Below are 23,033 nucleotides of genomic sequence, written 5' to 3' on the forward strand. Positions count from 1 at the left end.
GTGCGTATGCAGCTCCATAGAGAGCGCATCGGAGACGAGATGTTCGATTGCAACAAGCATCGCCTTACGGCGAGTGCTATCGGACATCAGCATTTATGCATAAAAAGGAAAGCGGACCATCATGGCCAACGCGGACGCATCGCAACACGAGGATGAATTGGATCCGGTCAAAGTCACCATCCTGCGACACTTATGGGAAGCATCGCAAGAGAGCGCATTGTGGTCATTGGCCAAACTCAGCAAACGCTCGTGCATACCAATGAGCACATTACGCCGCACACTCAGTGAGTTTGAAGATGCCGGCATCGTCGATGTAACGACGCATGAAGACGGACGTATTTTTGCGTCGCTGAATGCGACCGGGATAGAAATCTTCCCGACACTATTCAGCACGCAATAAGCGTTACGCTCAAGCCAATAACGTGACCATCAAGCGCGCGGCGCAAACAAGATGATGCCCATGCCTGCCAACGTAACGGCAACGCCAACGAAATCCCAGTTGGTAGGCTTGATGCCATCGACCACCCATAGCCAAGCCAATGCAACGGCAACATACGCGCCACCGTATGCTGCATAGACGCGGCCTGCCGCTTCTGGATGCAGCGAGAGCAACCATACAAACAAGACCAAACTAAGCGCAGCAGGAATCAGCAACCACACTGATCCCGCCTGACGTAACCATAGATACGGCAGATAACAACCGACAATCTCAGCGATGGCCGTCAAGACAAACAGGCCTATCGTTTTCATTTCAAACATTTTGACTTTCCGATACTGATGGTTCGTTTACCAAATGCCACTCCCACATTTCGCCATACTCGGGATGCTCTAATACATACACGAAGCGGAAACCGAGATTACGCAAAATCGCATTCGAAGCATTCTCTTCATTCGCAGTATGCGCAACGACTATCAACGCAGCTTGCTCTGCCTGCACGATCTCCAGCAACTGCCGCACCATCAGCGTAGCGATTCCCTTGCCCTCTGAATCAGGGAAGGTGAAGTAACCAATTTCCACCTTGCCATCCAATGGCGGTGCCTTGAATGCGCATGCACCAACCACCTTCCCATTCTTCTGCGCAAGATAGCCTACCCACGGCAAAACAAAACCTGCATCCACATATAAAGAGGCCGTTGCAGCACACACTTGTTGCGCGATGTTATCCAGCGCACCAACCTTGCTGACGGGAGAACCTTGCGAATTAATTTGAATGAGATCGATATATGTCATGAGAGTTGGATGAGCTTACTTTTTGTAAGCGTGGTGTAAGAAAAACGGATGCAATCACAACACTATGATCACGCGCAAAAAATAATTGAACCATTTAATCAGATTAATTTGATCGTCACAAATCGATTTACCGTTGGTTCAATAGATACATAAAGACGATATCAATATCAATTTAGAAATCACTCGTACACAGCAGCGACATTCGTTTTAAAAAATAGAATTCCCCTCTGGAAAGACCATATTTTTTCGCGCAAAAAAGAAACTCAAAACAATAAAAAAAACAATGAACGTGAGCTGTTCAAAAAATATTTAACACTTGCTCTTCATCTGTCATCACATCGAAAAATGCACCAAAAAGAGCCTCCTTGCTTGCTGCATTGCGACTTGACTTATGCGCACGAAAGGGCATTCTACTCCCGTCAGTACTGCCGCCATTTCCCAATGGATGCGATCTGTCGGTTCATGAATCAAAGTGATTTCTAAAAAATATAATAGGAGATACACAATGAAGAAAAGCCTCAAACAGAATCAGACTTCCCCTTCCACACGTCGCAAGTTTCTTGGTACCGCAACAACCGCTGGCGCAGCAGCCGCACTTAGCTTTCCGATGATCTCTACTGCGCAAACTGTCACACAGATGCGCTTTCAAAGTACCTGGCCTAGTAAAGATATTTTCCACGAGTACGCCCAGGACTTTGCCAAAAAAGTAAATGACATGACCGGCGGCGAACTCAAGATTGAGGTGTTGCCAGCTGGTGCAGTGGTGCCTGCTTTCGGTTTGCTCGATGCGGTGTCAAAAGGTACGCTCGATGGCGGCCATGGCGTGATGGGTTACAACTACGGCAAACAAAGCGCGATTGCGCTGTGGACCTCCGGCCCGGTATTCGGCATGGATGCGAACATGGTATTGGCTTGGCATAAATATGGCGGCGGTAAAGAGTTGCTGGACAAGCTCTACACATCCATCGGCGCGAACGTCACATCCTTCCTCACTGGCCCGATGCCGACACAACCGCTAGGCTGGTTCAAAAAACCAATCACCAAGAAAGAAGATCTGCAAGGCTTGAAGTTCCGTACCAACGGCCTGGCGATTGATTTGTTTACCGCAATGGGTGCAGCAGTGAATGCGCTGCCAGGTGGCGAAATCGTACCAGCGATGGATAGAGGTTTGCTGGATGGTGCGGAGTTCAACAACGCCAGTTCTGATCGCGTACTTGGCTTCCCTGATGTCTCCAAGGTCTGCATGCTGCAAAGCTTCCATCAAAGCTCCGAGCAGTTCGAGATCACCTTCAACAAAACCAAGTACGAAGCACTACCGCCAAAAATGAAGGCCATCATTTCGAATGCGGTGGAAGCATCGTCGGCCGATATGTCGTGGAAAGCGATCGATCGTTATTCCAAAGACTATCGCGAAATGCAGACCAAGGATGGCGTGAAGTTTTACAAGACGCCGGACTCTCTGCTGCAGACACAACTCACTGTCTGGGATGAAGTAGTCGCGAAAAAGGGCGCCGACAACGCCTTGTTCAAGGAAGTGGAAAAATCGCAAAGAGTCTTCGCCGAACGTGCCATGAAATGGGACATGGACACCAATAACAACAGGCGCATGGCATACAACCATTATTTCGCGCGCACCGCTCCGAAGAAAGCTTAAGCGGCATCGATCGCGTTTCTCACGACACCATCCAAAGTATCGGATGGTGTTTTATTAAACGCAGACAAACGTCGCATACGCGACAACACCACCTGTCTTTGAATCGGAGCCTTTATGCAGAACCTTTTATTCTTCATCGATAAGGTCAGCAGTTGGGTAGGCCAACTATTTTCCTGGCTTATCGTCATCTTGACCTTTCTTATCACGTGGGAAGTTTTCGCACGTTATGCACTGAACAGTCCCAATCCATGGTCTTTCGATCTGATGATCATGGCGTATGGCACGGCCTTCATGATGGCAGGTGCTTACACGCTGGCAAAAAACGGCCATGTACGTGGCGACGTCTTATACGGTTTTTTCCCACCACGCTTGCAAGCCAGCCTGGATCTGACACTGTATTTTGTTTTCTTCATTCCTGGCGTCATCGCGTTGGTGTGGGCTGGTTATACCTACGCGGCTGAATCGCTGGCTATCAAAGAGCATTCAACTCTTACCGCAAACGGCCCGCCGCTTTATCCGTTCAAAATGGTGATTCCTATTTCTGGCGCGCTATTGTTGATGCAAGGCTTCGTGGAAATCATACGTTGCATCATTTGCCTGAAAGAAGGCGAATGGCCATCGCGTGAAAAAGACGTGGAAGAAGTGGACGTCGACAAACTCAAGGCGATGGTGCATGTGAAGGATAAAGACATCGCCGAAGTAGACAAACTGATCACCAACAACGCAGGAGGCAAACCATGAGGAAAGAAGTCTGGTTCGGCCTCTCCATTCTGTTTGCCATCGTTCTCGGCCTCTTCATCCTGATGCCGTCGCCAGAGCACATGACCAGCGGCCATCTTGGCCTGTTGATGCTGGCGCTGGTTGTGGTTGCCATCATGCTGGGTTTCCCTACTGCGTTCACACTGATGGGCATGGGCGTGATATTCGCCTGGTTTGCCTTCTACAGTCGAGACCCCAACCTCGCCACGCAACAAACGCTGGACCTGATGGTGCAACGTGCGTATTCAGTCATGGCCAACGATGTTCTGATCTCCATCCCGCTCTTCATCTTCATGGGATATCTGGTCGAACGCGCCAACCTGATCGAAAAGCTGTTCAAGAGTCTGCATATCGCAATGGCACGCGTGCCAGGTTCATTAGCTGTCGCCACCATCGTGACCTGCGCCGTCTTCGCGACGGCAACCGGTATCGTTGGTGCCGTCGTCACGCTGATGGGCTTGCTGGCCTTGCCGGCGATGCTGAAGGCTGGATACAGCACGCAGTTGTCAGCGGGTGCCATCACGGCTGGTGGTTGTCTGGGCATTCTGATTCCGCCTTCCGTGCTGTTGATCGTGTACGGCGCGACAGCCGGTGTATCGGTGGTCAAGCTGTACGCTGGTGCCTTTTTCCCAGGCATCATGCTGGCGGGTCTGTATATCGGTTACGTGATCATCCTGGCGAAGCTCAAGCCTAGCGTAGCGCCACCTCTGTCGGCAGAAGAACGACATGTGGATCTGCCCGGCTTTGCGGAAAAAATCTCCACCACGATCAGCAACAATGTCTTGCCCGGCCTGATAGGTGCACTCAAGGGACGCCGCAATGCGGATGTCTCCACACGCACCTTGTTGCAGCAACTGGGCATTGCTTTGTTACCGGCACTGGCATTTACGCTAGCCATGGGATTGAGCTATCGCATGGCCACGGCACCAGATGCAGCCAAGACCGAAATGATCGAGATGGGTATCGGTGCGCAAGACTTGAGCAGCGAGATGCATGCCGATGATAGTTTTGGTGAACCGGAAGGTGCACTGGCCGAACCAGCAAGCGAAGCCGCACCTGCTGCGCTTGCAGAAACGCATGACACGGCGGCACCAACAGCCATGCCATCGACTTCGGTCGAACCTGCTGCACCTACCGCACCAGCTGAAGCGAAATCTGCACCTAAAGGTTTCTGGATCGCCTTCGGTATCGGCCTCGCTGCGATGGTGGTGTTCTATGCCTACTTTACCTTTGCGCGGCTAGAGATTTTCAAGATGCTGTTGGGATCGCTGTTCCCATTGGCCTTCATGATTCTTGCCGTACTGGGTAGCATCGTGTTCGGACTGGCAACACCGACCGAGGCAGCGGCTATGGGTGCATTCGGCGGCATAGTGCTGGCGGCATGTTACCGACGCTTCAACTTCAGCATGTTGAAAGAGTCCGCCTATCTGGCAACGAAAACCAGTGCGATGGTGTGCTGGCTGTTTGTTGGCTCCAGTATCTTCTCGGCATCGTTTGCCTTGCTCGGTGGGCAGGAGATCATCAATGACTGGGTGTTGTCGCTGGACATGACGCCATTGCAGTTCATGATCCTCGCGCAAGTCATCATCTTCTTGCTGGGTTGGCCGCTGGAGTGGACGGAGATCATCGTGATCTTCATGCCTATCTTTATCCCGCTGCTGCCGCACTTCGGCATCGATCCGCTGTTCTTTGGTCTGCTGGTCGCGATGAATCTGCAAACAGCCTTCCTGTCGCCACCGGTGGCGATGTCAGCGTTCTATCTGAAAGGTGTGGCACCGGCACACGTGACGCTGAACCAGATCTTCCTCGGCATGATGCCCTTCATGGCGATACAGATCTTTGCGCTGATTCTGCTGTACATGTTCCCGGCCATCGGTTTGTGGTTGCCGAACGTGTTGTACAACTAAGCAAACGTGCAATACAAAAACGGGATGCAAGCTTATCGCTGCATCCCGTTTTTATTGGTCAAACGCTTTACTCTGATTAGCCGCAGCCCGGTGCGCGTTTTGCTGCAATCGCATTACCGGCACGACTTACTGCTTTGCGACCCAGTTTCTCCGAGATGAACTGTCCTGCATCGACTACCGCATTGAGATCGATGCCAGTTTCTATGCCCAAGCCCTGCATCATGTACAGCACGTCTTCCGTTGCAACGTTACCAGTCGCACCTTTGGCGTACGGACAACCACCAAGGCCCGCTACCGAAGCGTGATAAATCGAGATACCAACTTCCAGACTCGCATAGATATTTGCCAAAGCCTGACCGTAGGTATCGTGGAAGTGACCGGACAACCTATCGATAGGAAATTCTTCTATCGCGCGCTGCATCACTGTTTGTACATGACGCGGTGTCGCCACGCCTATGGTGTCAGCGATATCGATTTCATCACAGCCTAGCTCGCGCAATTGACGCACGACATCGGCCACGCTATCCGCTGTTACTTCACCTTGATATGGGCAACCGAAGGCGCAACTCAGCGCACCACGCAAACGCAGATTATGTTGCTTGGCCGCTTGCGCGACATCGCGGAAACGCGCTATCGATTCGGCGATAGAACAATTGATATTCTTTTGCGAGAAGGCTTCCGATGCTGCGGCAAAAATCACCACTTCATCGACACCCGCGGCGAGTGCGGCTTCAAAGCCTTTCATATTCGGCACCAATGCAGAATAAATCGCATCGGGTCGTCGTGTAATGCCAGCCATCACTTCCGACGAGGTCGCCATCTGCGGCACCCACTTCGGCGAAACAAAGGAAGCTGCCTCGATATTCGGGAAGCCGGCTTGCGACAGGCGATTCACCAGTTCTATCTTGGTGTCAGCACTAATGGTTTGCTGCTCGTTTTGCAAACCGTCGCGCGGACCGACTTCGACGATCTTGACGGATGCTGGCAGTTGTTTGGCAAGATTCAATTGAGGAACCTCATTAGAAGGAAAAACGGCCGGTCGATAAAATCAACCGGCCGTAGCTATATCGTCAAACGATATTTAGGAACACATGATTACGACGGTGTAACGTCGCAGCGTGCATCAATCGCAGTGCTGCGTGTATGCATGCCGAGCTTCTCCAACAACTCCTGATCAGCCATCGCTTCCGGATTGCCAGTGGTCAGCAATTTGTCGCCGTAGAAAATCGAGTTCGCACCAGCAACGAAACATAAAGCTTGAATCGCTTCACCCATTTCGCGACGACCTGCGGACAAACGCACACGCGCTTTCGGCATCGTGATGCGAGCGACAGCGACAGTACGTACGAACTCCAATGGATCGATAGGATCGGTACCGTGCAAAGGCGTGCCTTCAACCTGCACCAGATTGTTGACCGGCACTGATTCTGGATACGGATCCATATTGCACAATTGCGCGATCAAGCCTGCGCGTTGCAAACGCGATTCGCCCATGCCGACGATACCGCCGCAGCACACCTTGATACCAGCGCCGCGCACGCGACCCAATGTGTCGATACGGTTTTGGTAATCACGGGTCGAGATCACGTTCGAGTAAAACTCAGGTGCAGTATCCAGATTGTGGTTGTAGTAATCGAGACCGGCATTTTTCAATTTCTCGGCCTGGCCTTCGCCCAGCATGCCGAGCGTGGCGCAAGTTTCCAGGCCCATGGCCTTCACTTCACGCACCATCTCTTCAACTTTTTCCAGATCGCGGTCTTTTGGTTCGCGCCATGCTGCACCCATGCAGAAGCGGGTTGCGCCGTGCGCTTTGGCTTCACGCGCTGCGGTCAGCACTTCTTCCAGTGGCAGAATTTTTTGTGCTGTGACGCCAGTGTCGTAACGCGCAGCTTGCGGGCAATAGCCGCAATCTTCCGGGCAGCCACCGGTCTTGATCGACAACAAAGTCGCCAGTTCCACTTCCGTTGGATCGAAGTTTTCGCGATGCACGGTTTGCGCACGGAAGATCAAATCGTTGAACGGCAGATTGAACAAGGCCAACACCTCATCCACCGGCCACGCGGTTGGAACGATAGGTGCGACAGGCGCTTGAAAAGTTACAGGTTGCGACGACATCGAAAAACTCCTGACTAAAATTTAAATCGGGTATTCGCCAGATCAGGCCTTGGGCCAATTCGGCAAACACGAAAAATCCAGATACGAAGCAGCGGCAGCAGGCAAGGGCGCAGCCAAACGCGGCACACAACCCAGCAGCGGCGCGGGCAAACGCGCAACCAATGCTTCGACATTATCCTCAGCAAATGCCATGCCCGCATCGACTGTATTGGCTACCCAGCCCACCAACTTCAGCCCACGCGCAGCAATCGCATCGGCGGTCAGCAGGGCATGATTCAAGCAACCCAACCGCAGCCCGACCACCATTATGACCGGCAAACCCAGTTCTTGGGCTAAATCCGCAGTATCAGCATGATCAGACAAAGGCACGCGGAAGCCGCCGACACCCTCGACCACCACGGCATCTGCCAGCTCACGGACTTGCGCATAACAGCTCTTAATATGCGCGATATCTATAGAAACACCTTGCAACTTCGCCGAAACATGTGGTGCAGCCGCCTCATGCAACAGATATGGCGTCGCCAATTTTGGTGGCAAAACCACGTTGGCAGCCTGCGCCAACGCGTCAGCGTCGTCATTGTGCCAGACCTGACCAGCACTTGTCTGAATTGCAGTTGCTCCAGCGGCAACGCTTTTGATCGCTGCCGCGCGTACGCCTCTTTCCACCAACGCATGCAGCAAGGCAGTGGAAATCATCGTTTTACCGATTTCGGTATCGGTGCCGGTCACAAAACAATTAAAAGTAGCTGTCATCTCAATTCTGCTTTTCCAGTTGGTGCAACACATCGACAAGCTGCGCGACATCGGCGGCGGTATGCGCTGCCGACAAGGTCACACGCAAACGTGCGGTACCGGCAGGTACAGTCGGCGGACGAATTGCCGGTACCCAGATATTTTGTTCATACAAAGCCGCTGCGATTTTCATCGCCTCATCATTCGCACCGATGACGACAGGTTGAATCGCGGTATCCGATGCCAAGGCTTGCCAGCGTTGTAGTTGCAAAGCACTGCGCCATTGCGCAATCAAGGTCTGCAAATGCGCACGACGTTCTGCGCCTTCCGCACCTTCGATAATATCCAGACTGGTCAGCAGCGCATGTGCGACTGCCGGTGGTGCAGCCGTCGTATAAATATACGGACGTGCACGTTGCACCATCCACTCGATCACACTCTTATGCGCGGCGACAAATGCGCCAGCCACACCAGCCGCCTTGCCCAAGGTCCCCATATAAACCAGATTAGGTGAACGCAAAGCAAAGTGCTCCAGCACACCGCGCCCATGTTCACCAAGTACACCAAAGCCGTGCGCGTCATCCACCACCAACCACGCATCATGCTGTTCGCACAAAGCCAGCAATTGCGGCAGGGCGGCCAGATCGCCATCCATGCTGAACACACTATCGGTCACCACCATCTTGTTGCTCGAAGTACTAGCGGCGAGCAAGGCAGCAAGTTTTTCCAAATCACCATGCGGATAGACATGCACATTCGCACGCGACAAACGCGCACCATCGATCAGCGACGCATGATTCAGTGATTCAGAAAACAGATCAGCACCGCTGCCGGACAATGCACTCAAGATTGCAATGTTAGCCATGTAGCCGGTGCAAAAATACAAAGCACGCGCATCTACTATCTGCGGCGATACAAACTCAGCCAGACGTTCTTCCAACTCGGCATGCGCGCGTGAATGGCCGCTGATCAAATGCGATGCACCACTACCGGCACCGTAGATGCTGGCACCTTCCTGCAAGGCATTCACTATGCGTGGATGCGCAGCCAGACCGAGATAATCATTGCTGCAAAAAGCCAGCATCTCGCGACCATCAACTTGCACGCGTGGTGCGCATGGCGATTCAGTTGTGCGACGGCGACGACGCAAGCTTTGCGCATCGAGCTGAGCGAGTTGCTGTTCCAGTCCTGCGATCAACTTGCTCATGTGCGCATTACCTTTTCAAAAACAGTGTGCGTACGCGCTGCCAAACCATCGATCTCTTCATTATTCAAAATGTAAGGCGGCATCATGTAGACCGTGCGACCAATAGGGCGCAACAACAATTCATGTTCAAGCGCAGTCGTGAAGAAACGACGCGAGAAAGTCGCTGCCGCATCCGCATCATCGACCACGGCATCGAATGCCCAGATCATCCCGCGCTGACGGAAGTTGCTGACTTGTGCATGCGCAGCCAGCGGTGCCAAAGCATCGGTCAAGCGCGCAGCACGCACGCGATTGGCATTGATCACATCATCTTCATCGAAGATCGCCAGCGTCGCCAATGCAGCACGACATGCAAGTGGATTGCCAGTGTAAGAATGCGAATGCAAAAATCCACGTGCTACATCGGTATCGTAAAACGCCTGATAAATCGCATCGCGTGTCATCACCAAAGACAAAGGCAAATAACCGCCGCTGATACCTTTAGACAGACACAAGAAATCCGGCCAGATCGCCGCTTGTTCACACGCGAAGAAAGTGCCGGTGCGACCGCAACCAACGGCAATCTCATCCGCGATCAAATGCACGTGATAACGATCACATAGCGCACGTATTTCCTGCAGGTACACCGGATCGTACATCGCCATGCCGGTCGCGCATTGCACCAGCGGCTCGACGATGATGGCTGCAATATATTTGGAACGATCTTGGAACAAGGCTTCCAGTTCGACAGCAGCACGACGTGCCACATCGGCGGCCGATTCACCATCGCGTGCGGCACGCGCATCGGGACTCATCACCACATGCGCATGTTGCAACATCGGGCCGTAAGCATCGCGGAAGATAGGTACATCAGTGACTGCCAGCGCGCCTATTGTTTCACCGTGATAGCTGCCCTTCAGGCAAACGAACTCGCGCTTCTCGCTCTGCCCATTATTGCGCCACGCATGAAAACTCATCTTCAATGCAATTTCCACCGCCGATGCGCCATCGGATGCGTAAAAACAATGGCCGAGCACATCGCCGGTACGCGCCGCCAATTGCTCCGACAATTGCACTACCGGCTCATGCGTAAAGCCGGCCAGCATCGCGTGCTCCAACAAATCGAGCTGCAACTTCAATGCGCTATTGATACGCGGATTGGCATGACCGAATAGATTGACCCACCACGAACTGATGGCATCCAGATAGCGATCGCCGTTGGTGTCGTACAACCATGCGCCGCGACCGTGACTGACAGGCACCAGCGGCAAGGTTTCGTGATGCTGCATTTGCGTGCAGGGATGCCACACGCTGCGCAGACTGCGCGCGACCAGATCGGATTGCTTGCCTGATGGTGTTTGATTCATTGCGTCCAACATGACTCCAGATATTCTTTGATGACTCAATCGGGGAACACGCCGTCTATATAAAACCAGCGCCCGTCTTCTTTTACAAAGCGGCTGACTTCATGCAAACGTTGTGCGCGTCCGCCACTCTTGGAGCGCGCGACGAATTCGACCGTAGCCTCATCCTGCCCGGGGACGAATTTTTTGACTTCCAGACCCAGCCATTTAGTCGAAGCATCATGCACAAAATCCGTTAGCGGCGGCCGCGTCGATGCGTGCCAGGTCGCATGTACATAGTGCATCAAACCCAAGGCGTAAGCGCTGTAACGTGAGCGCATCAGAGCCTCGGCCGTCGGTGCTGCTGTGCCGTCGTGATACGGTTGGCAACAAAGCGCATAATCTCCGTTGCCACAAGGGCAAGGACTTGCATTTGGTTTTGTCATGATCTTGTTTCACTTGCCTATCATGCAATGGCGCGGTGTGATGTAACACCGTTTAGAATGACACCATGCATTTCCGACGGCTATTGTAGGCGCGCCCGCAGTGAATGTGAATCTTATTGGCTAGCCACGGGACCACGATGAATTTGCTTGAAGCACAACTAAATTACCCATTTGACGACACCTTGCCAGATCTTGGCAGCACGTTCGAGATCACGCCCGGCGTAAAGTGGCTGCGCATGGGTCTGCCATTTGCGCTCAACCACATCAATCTCTGGCTGCTTGAAGATGAGTTCGAATCGGAGAACGGCACCGTGCGCGGCTGGACCGTCATCGATTGCGGCATCTCCAACGACGCCACGCGCGACGCCTGGGAAAGCATTTTTGCCACGCAGTTAAACGGCCTGCCCATCGTGCGCGTCATCGCCACCCATTGCCATCCTGATCACGTCGGCCTCGCCGACTGGATCTGCAAGCGCTGGGATGTGCCGCTGTGGATGACGACCGGCGAATACACCTTCGCCCGCATGATGTCCGCCGCGCTGCCAGGCGCTGACGGCACAGCGATGTTCCCCTTCTTCAAACGCCACGGTCTGGCCGATCCGCAAATGCTGGCAGAACTGGAAGGACGCCGCAGCTATTACCCGACGCTGGTGCCTAGCGTACCGATCTCATACATACGCATGCACGACACGCAAAGCTTCCGCATCGGCAAGCACGCATGGCGCGTCATCACCGGCTTCGGTCATGCACCAGAACATGCGGCGCTGTATTGCGAAGATTTGAACCTGCTGATTTCCGGCGATATGGTGTTGCCGCGGATCTCGACCAATGTCTCGGTCTTTGCAGTCGAACCGGAATCAAATCCGGTGCAACAGTTTCTCGATTCATTATTGAAGTTCAAAGACTTGCCGGAAGACACGCTGGTACTGCCATCGCACGGCAAACCTTTCCGCGGCTTGCATACGCGCATACAGCAATTATTCGATCATCACGCAGCTCGATTGGAAGAAGTATTAGCGGTTTGTGTCACACCGCAATCGGCAGCAGACATCGTGCCGATTATGTTCGTGCGCAAATTGGATGCCCATCAATTGAGTTTTGCACTCGGCGAAGCGCTGGCGCATTTGCACAAGCTTTGGAAGGATGGAATGTTGAAACGGATTATTTCTAGTGATGGTGTGATTCGGTTTCAGACTTATTGATCTGAGCCAAAATAGGAATAGATTCACGCATTTCGAAAAACTATCCTACAAATTTTTAGTAACCCATCACTAAAGTTGCGATAGCAAAAATTGCAAAGATAATTGCTAGCAATATCCAAATGTAAAAACTCAAGCTAATGCGAGAACTCCAGCGTTCTTGCATTTCAACGCGTTCAATCCCAGACAAATGTTCGAAGTGATTACCCGCCATGACTTTGAAGGGCTGTTCTTTGACGTTTTTACCCATGCGATATCCAACGATAGCTAGCCAACCAGCCCCTAGAGCTAACAAAAGGAAAAGTATCGTGAGCATTCGTAACCCTTTTCAAAACATGATGGATCAAACAATACACCCATCCACAGAGAAGTCCCGCCTACCAACTTGCGCAGAAACTTATATTCCCCAGCTATCAGTCCTGAACACTATCGCCGCGTCTCGGCTTTAAATTCCGCTTTGACGCTGCCGATTTTGCGGTGCGTGAAATGGATCAGAAATGAAAGCTGTCTGAGCGTAGCGAGTTCTTTCATTTCCCATTTCAGGTACTGCGAAATCGGGAACCCAAAGGGCAGCGGCTTCGCGGTCGCCTTCTTTTGCTTACTTTTCTTGGCGAAGCAAGAAAAGTAAGTAGCCGCCGGGCTACCCCCGGCATGCTGAGCCAATTCGTATTAACTAAGGCTTGCGAGACTTCCTCGGCGCATTCGCAAACAACAAATCGTAAAGCCAATTAGGCAACGTACGCAGCACCTTAGCCACCACACCCATCTGCCAAGGAATAACACGATAACTGCATCCACTAGCTATCGTAGCAACAGCAACTTCAGCAAACCTCTCCACCGGCATCAAAAACGGCATTGCGTAATCATTCACCTGCGTCATAGGCGTATCGATATACCCCGGTGCTATCGTCACAACCTTCACACCACTCTTCTTCAACTCCACACGCAAAGATTCGCAATAGCTGATAACAGCTGACTTGGACGCGCTGTAAGCACCTGCACCCGGCAAGCCGCGTATGCCAGCAACGCTACCTATGCCAACCAGACGACAGTTTGTATCTCCGGCAGCGGCTTGCACCTGCATGGTGGTGATGAAGGGCGAGAAGGTGGCGACAGTTGCCATCACGTTAGTAGCGAATACTTGCTCGAAAACTTGCAGGTCTTCCGCATGTTCCGTCAAAGTGCCACGCGAGATACCGGCGTTGGCGATAACGATATCGATGCCTTGTGCGTACTGGATGAAATCAGCAGCGGCTAGTACCAGCGCGGCGTGATCATTTACATCGAGCGGATAAATTCTGTGACTTGCTGCGCCGGGAAGGCTGTCGGCGAGTTCATGCAACACTTCACCGCGACGCGCGACCAGTCCGAGAATGGCACCTTGCTCTGCGTACTGGCGCGCAAGAGCTGCACCCAGTCCGCTGGATGCACCTGTGATGAATACGCGTTGCACATTATTAGTCATGAATGCTCCCACATGCGCTCCAAATAAAAAATCCGCAATCTTGCGAGTTGCGGATTTTACTCATGCGATCTTTTGCTGAAAAAATCAGCGAGGTAATCTTACTTTGCGGATTTTGTAACCAGCCAGTCCATGACTTGCAAGGTTGCGTCATGCAAGACGCCTTCCGGACGATTGCCGAGCGATGCGCCGACAATGGATGGCGAAGTGATGTAACGACCATCGATCGCGATCATAGGAACGCCATCAACCTTGTACGCGGCTTGCAATTGCGTCGCGCGTTGTACCTTGGTTTGTACGCCGAAGGAGTTGTAGACCTCGGCAAACTTCTTAGGATCAACGCCTTGCTTGGCGATGAAGTCGGCGATCTGTTTATCCGTATCCAGCGGTTGGCGTTCTACGTGGATCGCGCGGAATACTTTGCCGTGGATGGAGTTAACCAGGCCCATGGCTTCCAGCGAATAGTAGAGCTTTTGCTGCGGAATGAAGGTATCGCGGAAAGCGACTGGCACACGTTTGAAGACGATCTTGTCGCCTTGTTTTTTCACCCAGGATTCGAGTGCTGGTTCGAGCGCGCTGCAATGCGGGCAGGAGTACCAGAAGAATTCGGTGACTTCGACTTTCTTGCCGCTATCGGTTTGCTGTACTTTTTCCAGCGTACGGTAATCGGTGCCATTGACCGGTGCGGTCGGCGATGCGCCGGCGGTCGCAGCAAACAGACTCAGACTTGCGACAGCCAACAGGTGTTGAATAAAACGCATGAGATTCCTTTCAGTTATTTGCCGATGCGCACCACTGCGACATCGACGCCATTATCAGACAGCTTACCGCGTACTCGGTTCATTGTTTCCAACTGACCAAACGGGCCGACACGCACACGATACAGTGCGCCGGTTTCCGCCTTATATTCGGAGACAGTTGCCTCGAAACCCAGCAAAGCCAATTTTGCCTTCATGTTCTCTCCATCTGCTCTTTCGCGGAAAGCGCCAGCTTGCAGATAGTAGATCCATTTTTCATCAGCGCTCTCGGCCTTGGCTGTAGCTTCTACCTTGGCTTGCGCTTTGTCTTTTGCCTGCGTTGCCTTGTCGACTACCGGTGCTTTGGTGGTATCAATAGATGCAGACGGGTCGGTAGTCTCTACCGGTTTAGGCTGCTTCTTGCCGTACAAAGGCTTGTTCGGATCGGACAAGTCGTTGGTGGCTGGCGGCAGCTGCGTCGAGCGTTCTGGCTGCGCACCGGTTTTATTGGTGAACGGCAATGGCGTTTTGGAAATGACCAAAGCCACACCAACCGCTATACCCAAACCGATGATGAGGCCAAGTATCAAGCCGAGCAAAGTACCGCCGGCCTGCTTTTTAATATCCCGCTGTTTCATATCTTTACTCATAGAGTTCCTGTTACATCCGGGTCGGTGCCGAAACACCAATCAAGGCCAGACCGTTACGTAATACTTGTCGTGTTGCATGCATCAGGGCAATGCGTGCCATCTTCAATGAGACATCATCTACCAGCACGCGTTCTGCATTGTAGTAGCTATGTAATTCGCCTGCTAAATCGCGCAGATAAAACGCGACCTGATGCGGGCCCAATTCTTCCAATGCCTTTTGCAGCATCTCTGGATATTCGGCGAGCTTGGCGAGCAGCGATGCTTCGCGCGGTGCGGTCAATGGCGACAGATCGACATTCACCAACGCGGCTTCATCAAAGTCAGCACCTTCAGCTTGTTTCAACACCGAGCAAATACGCGCGTGTGCATATTGCACGTAATAGACCGGATTCTCGTCGCCTTGCGTCAATGCGATATCGACGTCAAACACGAATTCGGTATCGGCCTTGCGCGAGATCAGGAAGAAACGTACTGCATCACGGCCGCGGGTCAGATCGCGTACTTCGCCTTCAACTACTTCGCCATTCGACCATTCGATCAAATCACGCAATGTGACGTAGGAGCCGGCACGTTTGGAAATCTTCACTTCTTCGCCGTTACGCATGACGGTGACCATCTTGTGCAAGACGTAATCCGGATAGCCTTGCGGAATACCGATATCGAGCGCCTGCAAACCGGCGCGCACACGCGCTATCGTGCCGTGGTGATCGCTGCCCTGCACATTGATTGCTTGCGTAAAGCCGCGTTGCCATTTGACTGTGTGATACGCGACGTCAGGGACGAAGTAGGTGTACGTACCGTCGGACTTCTTCATCACGCGATCTTTGTCGTCGCGGTAGTCGGTGGTACGCAACCACAGCGCGCCATCCAGCTCATACGTCTTGTCTGCCTTGATCAAGGCATCGACTGTTTGCGCAACTTTGCCGTCGTTGTACAAAGACGATTCGAGATAGTAGTTATCGAACTTGACGCCAAAGGCTTGCAAGTCCAGATCCTGCTCGCGACGCAGATAAGCGACGGCGAATGCGCGTATCGATTCGATGTCATCGATGTTGCCGCTGGCGGTTACCGGCAAGCCATCGCTGGCAGAAACTGTTTTCTTCGCGAGGAAGTCGTTGGCGATGTCTTGTATGTAGTCGCCGTTGTAGGCCGACTCAGGCCAGCCATCTACACCCGGCTTCAAACCTTTGGCGCGTGCCTGTACCGAAGTTGCGAGTGTGGCGATCTGTACGCCGGCATCGTTGTAATAAAACTCGCGGGTGACCGCATAACCTTGCGCCTGGAACAAAGACGACATCGCATCGCCCAATGCGCCCTGACGACCATGACCTACATGCAAAGGACCGGTTGGGTTGGCGGAGACGAATTCGATGATGACTTTTTTATCATTGCCGAGATTGCTCTTGCCGTATTCCGCACCTTGCTGCAAGACGGCTTTGACCACGCCTTGGCGCGATGCTGCGGTCAGACGCAGGTTGATAAAACCCGGACCGGCGATATCAGCCGATTCGATCAGATCACGATTAGCCGGATTGTCGAGCAGTGCGGCGACCAGCGCCTGCGCTACTTCGCGTGGATTTTTCTTGAGCGGTTTGGCAATTTGCATTGCCAGATTGCAAGCTACGTCGCCATGCGATGGATCGCGTGGACGTTCCAATGTGATGGTTGGCTGCAAATCGGTACCGGCCACCAGTGGTGCGACGGCGGCTTGGAAGAGTTCGGTGAGGCGTTGTTTTTGTGCTGCGAGCATGGAGTTGTTTCTGACGGTACAAGACCGAATATTGAATAGGAATAAACGTAGACGGAATTATACTGGCTAGCCAGCTCTCATCCGTCCAATTTGTCGCTGCAATACGATCCGATAAAGCGTGACATCTGGAAAGCCTGCGGCTCCCACGGCACATCCGAGAGTCGATGTCCCGCCAAAAAGATGTAAGTACACGCTATCACGATTTCGCCTGATTCTATTACAACATCTACAGAATCGCGACGATATTCACTGCCTTCGAAAGCGTCCAGCGCAGCGATATCTTCCGCATCCACATCGAAGTAAACCACGCCTTCCACCGCCGCATCCGACCGCGTAATCATGCCGGGATAAGTATCGTCAGCCAAGGCATATCGGGCATAACCTTGCGCCGTCGCTGCTGCGGATCGGTAATCGCCGCGCACGACGCGCTGCCAGATTTCCGGAAACATCAGGGAGCCGTAGGTAAATATATGCATAACAACTGATTGAATAAATGAAATAGATGCAACAGAGAAACATGACTGCGCCGAGGCGCATCCATAGCATCCTGACATGTGACTTCGTATTCTAAGGGAAGTGCCTGTTTCTGGCGCGGCGTGAAATTGCTTGGCTCAACTGCTTGGATGCGGAGGAAAAATCAACCCGGATACACGCGATGGCATCCGGGCAAGTTTGTTACTGGCGAGTCGTGTTGGTATGAAACGGCGCCTCGTCATCCGACGACATGATGCCGTCCAATGCCGCTACGCGTTTTGCCAGCGATTCTGCGCTATCGACCAGACGCTCGGCCGCTTCCGCCACCAGCGCAATACTGCCAAAGGCAATCGCTTCGGCCACGCCCGCATGCAAGAGCGCCGTCACCGACAGGTAATCGAAGGTTTGGTAATGGCAAAACCAGAAGCGTCGCGACAAACCCTGAATCGAACGCAAGCTGCCGGTGAGGAATTCATTGCGCGCGCAATTCAGGCACAGTTCATTGAATTCCTTATCGCAACGGATGAACAACATCTTGTCGGCGGATAGTGCCGAGCGCCGGAAATTTTCCCCCAGCATGGCGAACTGACGACGTTGCTCCTGCGTTGCGCGACGCGCTGCATTTTGAAAAACCAGTCTATCTATTTCACGCCGTACTTCCAGCAGACGCAGTTGCGCGACCGGATTGATCTCGGTCACATAAATGCCGCGCTTGGGCTTCACCACCAGCAAATGTTCAAAGCAAAGCTTGCGCACTGCTTCGCGCACAGGCGTGCGACCGAAACCGGCGATGTCGCTCAGGAAGGCTTCATTGACATCCGTGCCTGGTTGAATCTCCATCGTGACGATGGCTTCTTCTATACGACGGTAAGCACGTTCTGCCGAACTGGCAACCGAAGGACGTGGCGACGTTAAGGGCTGACGCTCAAGCTGGATGTCGGCGAGGCTGACAGGTTTGGGAGCAATACGATTAGACATGTATATATTCTTTTCTTTTTTCTGATTCTTGTTGCACGGATTTTATTACGTGGAAAGTCGTGTCTCTACCCATTTGACGATACCATCTAGGGTACGAAAATCTTCTACTGAACGCGCCTCAACGGGTGCAGCCATTTCATCAAACATGCGACTCAGCGCACGACCGGGGCCTAGCTCCAGCACTACGGTCACACCGCGTTCCACAGTCGCATTCATGCAATCCTGCCAGCGCACCGGCTCGGCAATTTGTGCCGACAAGGTAGACGCGATCGTGCTCGCGTCCGTCGGTATGCCATTTATACCGGCCAGTACCGGCGCCGCAAGTGGATGCAAAGTCATCGTCGTCAGCAATTGCCGGAAGGGCTGTACCGCCGCCTGCATGACCGAGGTATGCGACGGTATCGCCACATCCAGCGCCTTGCACCAATGACCAGCGGCTGTGATACCTACAACTGCGCGCTCGATATCGGCACGTACACCACCAAGTACGAAATGATCTTCACCATTGATGATGGCAAGTTCCAGATCATATTGTTGGCATAGCATGCGCATCGCTGCGGCATCCAAACCTTTCACCGCCAGCATGCCTGCATCCTTAGGCGCAACCTGATCCATCAAGAGCGCACGTTGTGGCACCAGCACCGCCATCTCTTGCACATTCCATGCACCGGCACATCCATAAGCAGCAAGTTCTCCGACGCTATAACCGATAAATAATTCCGGCTGCGGCAAACTTTCTTGCAATGCGGTCCAGGTTGCAATCGCTGCGCCGCAGATTAGTAATTGCGCATTACGGTTATTAAATAAATTTTCACCGCGTGCTGCAAGATCGACTACATCGATGCCCAGTGCATCGGAATAAGTTTTCAACCAATCGCGCGCAGCGGAAGACTGCAAGGCGAGATCGAACATCTGCGGATGCTGTGCGCCTTGACCTGGGCATGCAATCGCCAATCCGCTCATACGGTCATACTCCGTTCGCTCAAGCCATCAATGAACAAGGTCGCCGCCAACATATCGGCAGTGCCGCCCGGACTCAAACGACGTGCAATGAATTGATGATGTATCTGCGCCGCACGCTGCTGCCAATCCAGCGTGTATACGCCACCGTCTGCAAGGAAGGAAAGCGCAGCAGTGCGCGCATAGTGCAAACCATGTGCACCACCTCTATGCAATAAATTCGTATCTTCCAACGAAGCCATGATGGCGAAGAAAGCCTGGCAACGTGCAGCAGTATCGTTGCCACCTGCATTACGCACAGCCATGATAGCGGGCAAGCCAATTTTGAAAACGTGTGGAAATCCCGCAGCCGCTTCACCGCGTGCGCCACCGACAGCATATTGTCGGCACACGACACTGCCGTTGCTATTGCTGCCGTTCCTGCTATCTGCCGCCTTGATGTCATCGGCCCAACTATCAATCAGCAATTGCGGCAGATCAACACGATGCTCACTCACATCGGCGTTGCCCAAGGTCGCGCACAACAAACCAAGATTGAAGATTGCACCGCGATGCGTATTGATGCCTGCAGTTGCGCGCAACATTCTGGCTTCCGCTACCAGACCTAATTGCACCAACTCTGCGAAGTCAGCATCACGTGCACCGGCTTGATAAATTGCGCTGAAAAAATGGCGCAGCGAAAACAGACTCTTCACAAAAGATGCGGGCGTCATGTCATCGTGACTGCCGTTGTCTATCTTGCTGACCAAACCCGGCTTGGGATACAGACACATCTCATCGTAGAGAGCGCGCACGGCAGCTTGTACGACTTGTTGCGTACGCAGTGTCGTGACTGTGGTCGATATCAATGCCATGCCGGCTGCTTCCATACGCACTCCATCGATGTGAGCGTGACGCCAGCCAAGGTTTTGACCAGCACCAATCGGGTATTCGCCAACAATTCTTTCCATGCGACGGCACGACCATCCGGAAAAATCATTTCGCCATCCAGTCGTACGTTGCCTTCTTTTTCCACCGCATCCAGCAAACGCAAAGCGGCACGCGCCTGTTCTTCCGAATCTGGAATTACCAATAAATCGATATCCGAATTGTCCGCCATGTATTGCGTACCGCTCGCGATTTGCCAGGCTAAAGAACCGTACACACGCAACGTCAAACCTATACGTTCTGCATCGGACTGCAAATGCAATAACGTATCGTGCCAAAGTGGCGGCAAGTTGTTTTCAGATGACAGTGCTTCCGATAACGATATCGCATCGTCGACATCGCGTATAACCGATGCCGGCACACAAAAGGAGAGTGAACGCGCCGCCTCTGTACGCGGCATACGCAAACCAAGTGGTACAAGATCTGCACCATCATCAGGCTGCCTGCTACGCGCAACAAAGGGTAAACCACGTGCAGCATGTTGCTGTATCGCCTCACGCTGCGTCGCATTATTCAAAAATATACATTCAGCCGCATCTGGCCAATTAAGCCAGACGCGTGCGTGTCGCTTGAATGCGAATGAAGGCGATTGCAGCTTGATCATTTTTGTCAGGTTCTATGCTCGCGCACCAGTTTTGCTATCTTTACTGCACCCGTGCGGCCGCCACGACTGGTACCTAATTCGCGACGATGATCGATAGTGTTTTTCTTTGCCAATGCTGTTTTCAAACAGACGTCCAGCGGACCTTCCCAAATCGCTTCGACCGCACCCAGTGCAACGAAGTTATGCGCACCCGGTCCGAGTATCGGTGAGGTACGGCAGAGCGCTTCCAATTCTTCCAGCGGTAATTTGGTAATACGCGACATCGCCGGCAAAGCCATCACGCGGATCTGCGCACCGGGCACGGCATAGGTCTCGTCTGCCATCATGCCGAACGACAGGAAACCGCCGCTGACTGCTTCGCTATACACCACGCTCAACAGTTGATGCCCACGTGTACGCGCCACTGCAAAGCATTTCGCCAGATGCGCGAGGAAAGGGCTGTTGCCCAATAATTCATCACGACGGGAAAGCTGCTGCCCCTGCGTATCAACCAGCATCAGAATAGGCGCGCCAGGCTGCTGGTTCATGATGTCTATCACCACATCCGATAACTGCAAGGCGATGTCCACACCGATGGCGGCGTGACCGGAAGTACCGATCACGGCTATCGTCGCGTCGCCTATCCGTCCTTGTCCACTCAGCACTGCACCGTTGGCGCTGACTGTATGTCCGTCCGGAAAAAGCTGATCACATAATTCTTTCCACTCAAGCATGTTCTTCTCTCCTGACGTGCGCACTCATCTCAAGAAATTCCGGTATCTCTGCCAATGGCACATTCTTAGGTTCGGCGACACCCAATGCCTGCCAGATCTGTGTCGCATCGGCGCAAGCAGAAAAACGTTGCATACGTGATTGCAGTGCCTGATGTTCTTGCGTGATGGTTTCCAGCGTCAGCGGTTTTGACGCGCCCAGCAAACTGACTGCAGCATCGCGGAATGCAGCGACATCGTCCGGCACGATCATGTCGGCATCACCCATCAGATAGCGATGCTTGCCACCCATGGTGCGCCAGACCAAAGCGCGATCACGTGCATCGAACTCTTCTACACCTTTGGCTGCTTCTATCACTTCGGGGCCAGACACCGACAAGCGGCCTTCTTCCGAAATAATCATGTGATCGCAACATTTGGCGACGATGCCTATGCCGCCGTAACAACCGTTGGAACCGCCAATCAAGACAATCACGGGTATGCCTGCATGACGCACGTCAAACACCGCGCGTTGAATTTCTGAAATCGCGATCAAGCCTGCATTGGCTTCATGCAGGCGCACGCCGCCGGTATCGAGCAAGAGCAACACGGCAGCAGGACGCTGTACCAGCGCACGCTCCAGCAAGCCGGTCATCTTGGCACCATGGATTTCTCCAACCGAACCGCCCATAAAGGCAGGCTCTTGCGCCGCGATCAAAACCTTGGCACCACTCAATAATCCTTCACCAATCACGATGCCATCATCGAATGCAACCGGTTGCCCAAGCACAGGAAGATGCGGACTGAAATGACGTTCCGACGGCGGCAGAATTTCACGGAAGCTGCCGGCATCGAGCAGATCGGCGACACGTCTGCGTGCCGTCCGCTCAAGATAACTTTTATGCTGTTCGCTCATTGTGTACTCCTGAATTCTTCCACCGCTTGCATCAGGCGCAAGCTCACAACCGCAGGCGTGGCACCCGCATCGTTGATGGTGATGACCAGATTGGCGAGGCGATAACGTTCAGCGCAAGTGCGTGTAACCGCACGCCAGGTTTCATCGAAACCGTGCACCGAGGTTTCAATCACGAACTTCACCTTGTCGTTCAACTCCGCTGGTTCGAACAGCACTTCCAGATTGCCGGAACCAACTACGCCGACCAGACCGCTGCCTATGCTGTGATCCGGGTTGGCACAAGGACCGATTTCAAATTCAAGTGTTTGCATGGA

Annotated in this window: 26 protein-coding genes; 5 read left to right on the forward strand and 21 right to left on the reverse strand. The window is 53.0% G+C overall.

Features of this window, described 5'->3' with window-relative positions; translation table 11 throughout:
• The first annotated feature begins 121 nt into the window (after positions 1 to 121).
• Positions 122 to 400 (forward strand): helix-turn-helix domain-containing protein, encoded by a 279-nt coding sequence (locus BQ6873_RS10765; protein WP_076592641.1) that lies wholly within the window; start codon positions 122 to 124, stop codon positions 398 to 400.
• Positions 401 to 429: 29 nt separating this feature from the next.
• Here the strand turns inward: BQ6873_RS10765 and BQ6873_RS10770 are convergent, their stop codons facing one another.
• Together BQ6873_RS10770 and BQ6873_RS10775 are read right to left on the reverse strand one after the other, a co-directional pair.
• Positions 430 to 759: a YnfA family protein gene (locus tag BQ6873_RS10770; RefSeq protein ID WP_076592642.1), complete on the reverse strand. Its 330-nt coding sequence runs from the start codon at positions 757 to 759 to the stop codon at positions 430 to 432.
• Positions 752 to 1,231, reverse strand: a complete 480-nt coding sequence (locus BQ6873_RS10775; RefSeq protein ID WP_076592643.1) for a GNAT family N-acetyltransferase — start codon at positions 1,229 to 1,231, stop codon at positions 752 to 754. Before BQ6873_RS10775 ends, BQ6873_RS10770 begins: the two co-directional genes overlap by 8 nt.
• 505 nt (positions 1,232 to 1,736) lie before the next feature.
• Between BQ6873_RS10775 and BQ6873_RS10780 the strand changes: the two genes are divergently transcribed.
• The 3 genes from BQ6873_RS10780 to BQ6873_RS10790 all read left to right on the forward strand — a co-directional run bounded on the left by BQ6873_RS10780 (position 1,737) and on the right by BQ6873_RS10790 (position 5,551).
• On the forward strand, positions 1,737 to 2,885 hold the full coding sequence (locus BQ6873_RS10780; protein WP_076592644.1) for a TRAP transporter substrate-binding protein: 1,149 nt from the start codon (positions 1,737 to 1,739) through the stop codon (positions 2,883 to 2,885).
• Between the two features lie 114 nt (positions 2,886 to 2,999).
• Positions 3,000 to 3,626: a TRAP transporter small permease subunit gene (locus tag BQ6873_RS10785; protein WP_076592645.1), complete on the forward strand. Its 627-nt coding sequence runs from the start codon at positions 3,000 to 3,002 to the stop codon at positions 3,624 to 3,626.
• Positions 3,623 to 5,551: a TRAP transporter large permease gene (locus BQ6873_RS10790; RefSeq protein ID WP_076592646.1), complete on the forward strand. Its 1,929-nt coding sequence runs from the start codon at positions 3,623 to 3,625 to the stop codon at positions 5,549 to 5,551. The genes BQ6873_RS10785 and BQ6873_RS10790 overlap by 4 nt, the downstream gene beginning before the upstream one ends.
• Positions 5,552 to 5,627: 76 nt before the next feature.
• Here BQ6873_RS10790 and BQ6873_RS10795 read toward each other — a convergent pair whose 3' ends face one another.
• From BQ6873_RS10795 to BQ6873_RS10820, 6 genes are all read right to left on the reverse strand, one after another.
• Positions 5,628 to 6,557 carry a hydroxymethylglutaryl-CoA lyase gene (locus BQ6873_RS10795; RefSeq protein ID WP_076592647.1) on the reverse strand — a complete coding sequence of 310 codons (930 nt, stop codon included), beginning with the start codon at positions 6,555 to 6,557 and terminating at the stop codon, positions 5,628 to 5,630.
• Positions 6,558 to 6,646: 89 nt separating this feature from the next.
• Positions 6,647 to 7,666 carry a biotin synthase BioB gene (bioB, locus tag BQ6873_RS10800; RefSeq protein ID WP_076592648.1) on the reverse strand — a complete coding sequence of 340 codons (1,020 nt, stop codon included), beginning with the start codon at positions 7,664 to 7,666 and terminating at the stop codon, positions 6,647 to 6,649.
• A 42-nt stretch (positions 7,667 to 7,708) separates the two neighbouring features.
• Positions 7,709 to 8,419, reverse strand: a complete 711-nt coding sequence (gene bioD, locus BQ6873_RS10805; protein ID WP_076592649.1) for a dethiobiotin synthase — start codon at positions 8,417 to 8,419, stop codon at positions 7,709 to 7,711.
• 1 nt (position 8,420) lies between these two features.
• Entirely contained in the window at positions 8,421 to 9,605 is a 1,185-nt protein-coding gene (gene bioF / locus BQ6873_RS10810; RefSeq protein WP_076592650.1) for an 8-amino-7-oxononanoate synthase, read from the reverse strand.
• Entirely contained in the window at positions 9,602 to 10,951 is a 1,350-nt protein-coding gene (bioA, locus tag BQ6873_RS10815; protein ID WP_076594071.1) for an adenosylmethionine--8-amino-7-oxononanoate transaminase, read from the reverse strand. The genes bioF and bioA overlap by 4 nt, the downstream gene beginning before the upstream one ends.
• Before the next feature lie 35 nt (positions 10,952 to 10,986).
• Positions 10,987 to 11,373: a YchJ family protein gene (locus tag BQ6873_RS10820; protein WP_076592651.1), complete on the reverse strand. Its 387-nt coding sequence runs from the start codon at positions 11,371 to 11,373 to the stop codon at positions 10,987 to 10,989.
• Between the two features lie 137 nt (positions 11,374 to 11,510).
• Here BQ6873_RS10820 and BQ6873_RS10825 point away from each other — a divergent pair, with 137 nt between their 5' ends.
• A complete protein-coding gene (locus tag BQ6873_RS10825) occupies positions 11,511 to 12,575 on the forward strand; it encodes an MBL fold metallo-hydrolase (RefSeq protein WP_076592652.1) in 1,065 nt (354 codons plus the stop codon).
• Positions 12,576 to 12,630: 55 nt separating this feature from the next.
• Here the strand turns inward: BQ6873_RS10825 and BQ6873_RS10830 are convergent, their stop codons facing one another.
• The 13 genes from BQ6873_RS10830 to mdcC all read right to left on the reverse strand — a co-directional run bounded on the left by BQ6873_RS10830 (position 12,631) and on the right by mdcC (position 23,030).
• Positions 12,631 to 12,888 (reverse strand): hypothetical protein, encoded by a 258-nt coding sequence (locus tag BQ6873_RS10830; protein WP_076592653.1) that lies wholly within the window; start codon positions 12,886 to 12,888, stop codon positions 12,631 to 12,633.
• A gap of 357 nt (positions 12,889 to 13,245) precedes the next feature.
• Positions 13,246 to 14,037, reverse strand: coding sequence for an SDR family oxidoreductase (locus BQ6873_RS10840; RefSeq protein WP_076592655.1), 792 nt, complete (start codon positions 14,035 to 14,037; stop codon positions 13,246 to 13,248).
• A 98-nt stretch (positions 14,038 to 14,135) separates the two neighbouring features.
• On the reverse strand, positions 14,136 to 14,795 hold the full coding sequence (locus BQ6873_RS10845; protein WP_076592656.1) for a thiol:disulfide interchange protein DsbA/DsbL: 660 nt from the start codon (positions 14,793 to 14,795) through the stop codon (positions 14,136 to 14,138).
• 14 nt (positions 14,796 to 14,809) lie between these two features.
• Complete coding sequence (locus BQ6873_RS10850; protein WP_231949319.1) at positions 14,810 to 15,421, reverse strand: SPOR domain-containing protein; 612 nt, start codon at positions 15,419 to 15,421, stop codon at positions 14,810 to 14,812.
• Positions 15,422 to 15,431: 10 nt separating this feature from the next.
• On the reverse strand, positions 15,432 to 17,171 hold the full coding sequence (argS, locus tag BQ6873_RS10855) for an arginine--tRNA ligase (protein ID WP_076592658.1): 1,740 nt from the start codon (positions 17,169 to 17,171) through the stop codon (positions 15,432 to 15,434).
• 77 nt (positions 17,172 to 17,248) lie between these two features.
• Entirely contained in the window at positions 17,249 to 17,647 is a 399-nt protein-coding gene (locus BQ6873_RS10860; protein ID WP_076592659.1) for a gamma-glutamylcyclotransferase family protein, read from the reverse strand.
• Positions 17,648 to 17,846: 199 nt separating this feature from the next.
• A complete protein-coding gene (locus tag BQ6873_RS10865; RefSeq protein ID WP_076592660.1) occupies positions 17,847 to 18,623 on the reverse strand; it encodes a GntR family transcriptional regulator in 777 nt (258 codons plus the stop codon).
• 45 nt (positions 18,624 to 18,668) lie between these two features.
• On the reverse strand, positions 18,669 to 19,586 hold the full coding sequence (locus tag BQ6873_RS10870) for an ACP S-malonyltransferase (RefSeq protein ID WP_076592661.1): 918 nt from the start codon (positions 19,584 to 19,586) through the stop codon (positions 18,669 to 18,671).
• The gene (gene mdcB / locus BQ6873_RS10875) at positions 19,583 to 20,452 is read right to left on the reverse strand and encodes a triphosphoribosyl-dephospho-CoA synthase MdcB (protein ID WP_231949320.1); all 870 of its coding nucleotides are present in this window, start codon (positions 20,450 to 20,452) and stop codon (positions 19,583 to 19,585) included. The genes BQ6873_RS10870 and mdcB overlap by 4 nt, the downstream gene beginning before the upstream one ends.
• Positions 20,428 to 21,114: a malonate decarboxylase holo-[acyl-carrier-protein] synthase gene (gene mdcG, locus BQ6873_RS10880; RefSeq protein ID WP_076592662.1), complete on the reverse strand. Its 687-nt coding sequence runs from the start codon at positions 21,112 to 21,114 to the stop codon at positions 20,428 to 20,430. Before mdcG ends, mdcB begins: the two co-directional genes overlap by 25 nt.
• Positions 21,115 to 21,119: 5 nt before the next feature.
• Positions 21,120 to 21,827, reverse strand: coding sequence for a biotin-independent malonate decarboxylase subunit gamma (locus BQ6873_RS10885; RefSeq protein ID WP_076592663.1), 708 nt, complete (start codon positions 21,825 to 21,827; stop codon positions 21,120 to 21,122).
• Positions 21,820 to 22,719, reverse strand: a complete 900-nt coding sequence (locus tag BQ6873_RS10890) for a biotin-independent malonate decarboxylase subunit beta (protein WP_076592664.1) — start codon at positions 22,717 to 22,719, stop codon at positions 21,820 to 21,822. Before BQ6873_RS10890 ends, BQ6873_RS10885 begins: the two co-directional genes overlap by 8 nt.
• The gene (mdcC, locus tag BQ6873_RS10895; protein ID WP_076592665.1) at positions 22,716 to 23,030 is read right to left on the reverse strand and encodes a malonate decarboxylase acyl carrier protein; all 315 of its coding nucleotides are present in this window, start codon (positions 23,028 to 23,030) and stop codon (positions 22,716 to 22,718) included. The genes BQ6873_RS10890 and mdcC overlap by 4 nt, the downstream gene beginning before the upstream one ends.
• Positions 23,031 to 23,033 lie beyond the last annotated feature (3 nt).

It is taken from the genome of Herminiimonas arsenitoxidans, assembly GCF_900130075.1.
GTDB lineage: Bacteria > Pseudomonadota > Gammaproteobacteria > Burkholderiales > Burkholderiaceae_D > Oxalicibacterium > Oxalicibacterium arsenitoxidans.

Excerpts from the sequence above, each read along its gene's own strand:
- bioD (WP_076592649.1), bottom strand. The coding sequence starts at position 8,419 with ATGACAGCTACTTTTAATTGTTTTGTGACCGGCACCGATACCGAAATC.
- bioF (WP_076592650.1), bottom strand. The coding sequence starts at position 9,605 with ATGAGCAAGTTGATCGCAGGACTGGAACAGCAACTCGCTCAGCTCGAT.
- BQ6873_RS10770 (WP_076592642.1), bottom strand. The coding sequence starts at position 759 with ATGTTTGAAATGAAAACGATAGGCCTGTTTGTCTTGACGGCCATCGCT.
- BQ6873_RS10765 (WP_076592641.1), top strand. The coding sequence starts at position 122 with ATGGCCAACGCGGACGCATCGCAACACGAGGATGAATTGGATCCGGTC.
- mdcC (WP_076592665.1), bottom strand. The coding sequence starts at position 23,030 with ATGCAAACACTTGAATTTGAAATCGGTCCTTGTGCCAACCCGGATCAC.
- BQ6873_RS10860 (WP_076592659.1), bottom strand. The coding sequence starts at position 17,647 with ATGCATATATTTACCTACGGCTCCCTGATGTTTCCGGAAATCTGGCAG.
- BQ6873_RS10865 (WP_076592660.1), bottom strand. The coding sequence starts at position 18,623 with ATGTCTAATCGTATTGCTCCCAAACCTGTCAGCCTCGCCGACATCCAG.
- bioB (WP_076592648.1), bottom strand. The coding sequence starts at position 7,666 with ATGTCGTCGCAACCTGTAACTTTTCAAGCGCCTGTCGCACCTATCGTT.
- BQ6873_RS10870 (WP_076592661.1), bottom strand. The coding sequence starts at position 19,586 with ATGAGCGGATTGGCGATTGCATGCCCAGGTCAAGGCGCACAGCATCCG.
- BQ6873_RS10890 (WP_076592664.1), bottom strand. The coding sequence starts at position 22,719 with ATGAGCGAACAGCATAAAAGTTATCTTGAGCGGACGGCACGCAGACGT.
- BQ6873_RS10790 (WP_076592646.1), top strand. The coding sequence starts at position 3,623 with ATGAGGAAAGAAGTCTGGTTCGGCCTCTCCATTCTGTTTGCCATCGTT.
- BQ6873_RS10840 (WP_076592655.1), bottom strand. The coding sequence starts at position 14,037 with ATGACTAATAATGTGCAACGCGTATTCATCACAGGTGCATCCAGCGGA.
- bioA (WP_076594071.1), bottom strand. The coding sequence starts at position 10,951 with ATGAATCAAACACCATCAGGCAAGCAATCCGATCTGGTCGCGCGCAGT.
- BQ6873_RS10780 (WP_076592644.1), top strand. The coding sequence starts at position 1,737 with ATGAAGAAAAGCCTCAAACAGAATCAGACTTCCCCTTCCACACGTCGC.
- BQ6873_RS10830 (WP_076592653.1), bottom strand. The coding sequence starts at position 12,888 with ATGCTCACGATACTTTTCCTTTTGTTAGCTCTAGGGGCTGGTTGGCTA.
- BQ6873_RS10785 (WP_076592645.1), top strand. The coding sequence starts at position 3,000 with ATGCAGAACCTTTTATTCTTCATCGATAAGGTCAGCAGTTGGGTAGGC.
- BQ6873_RS10850 (WP_231949319.1), bottom strand. The coding sequence starts at position 15,421 with ATGAGTAAAGATATGAAACAGCGGGATATTAAAAAGCAGGCCGGCGGT.
- BQ6873_RS10845 (WP_076592656.1), bottom strand. The coding sequence starts at position 14,795 with ATGCGTTTTATTCAACACCTGTTGGCTGTCGCAAGTCTGAGTCTGTTT.
- BQ6873_RS10820 (WP_076592651.1), bottom strand. The coding sequence starts at position 11,373 with ATGACAAAACCAAATGCAAGTCCTTGCCCTTGTGGCAACGGAGATTAT.
- BQ6873_RS10825 (WP_076592652.1), top strand. The coding sequence starts at position 11,511 with ATGAATTTGCTTGAAGCACAACTAAATTACCCATTTGACGACACCTTG.
- mdcB (WP_231949320.1), bottom strand. The coding sequence starts at position 20,452 with ATGGAAGCAGCCGGCATGGCATTGATATCGACCACAGTCACGACACTG.
- BQ6873_RS10775 (WP_076592643.1), bottom strand. The coding sequence starts at position 1,231 with ATGACATATATCGATCTCATTCAAATTAATTCGCAAGGTTCTCCCGTC.
- argS (WP_076592658.1), bottom strand. The coding sequence starts at position 17,171 with ATGCTCGCAGCACAAAAACAACGCCTCACCGAACTCTTCCAAGCCGCC.
- BQ6873_RS10885 (WP_076592663.1), bottom strand. The coding sequence starts at position 21,827 with ATGCTTGAGTGGAAAGAATTATGTGATCAGCTTTTTCCGGACGGACAT.
- mdcG (WP_076592662.1), bottom strand. The coding sequence starts at position 21,114 with ATGATCAAGCTGCAATCGCCTTCATTCGCATTCAAGCGACACGCACGC.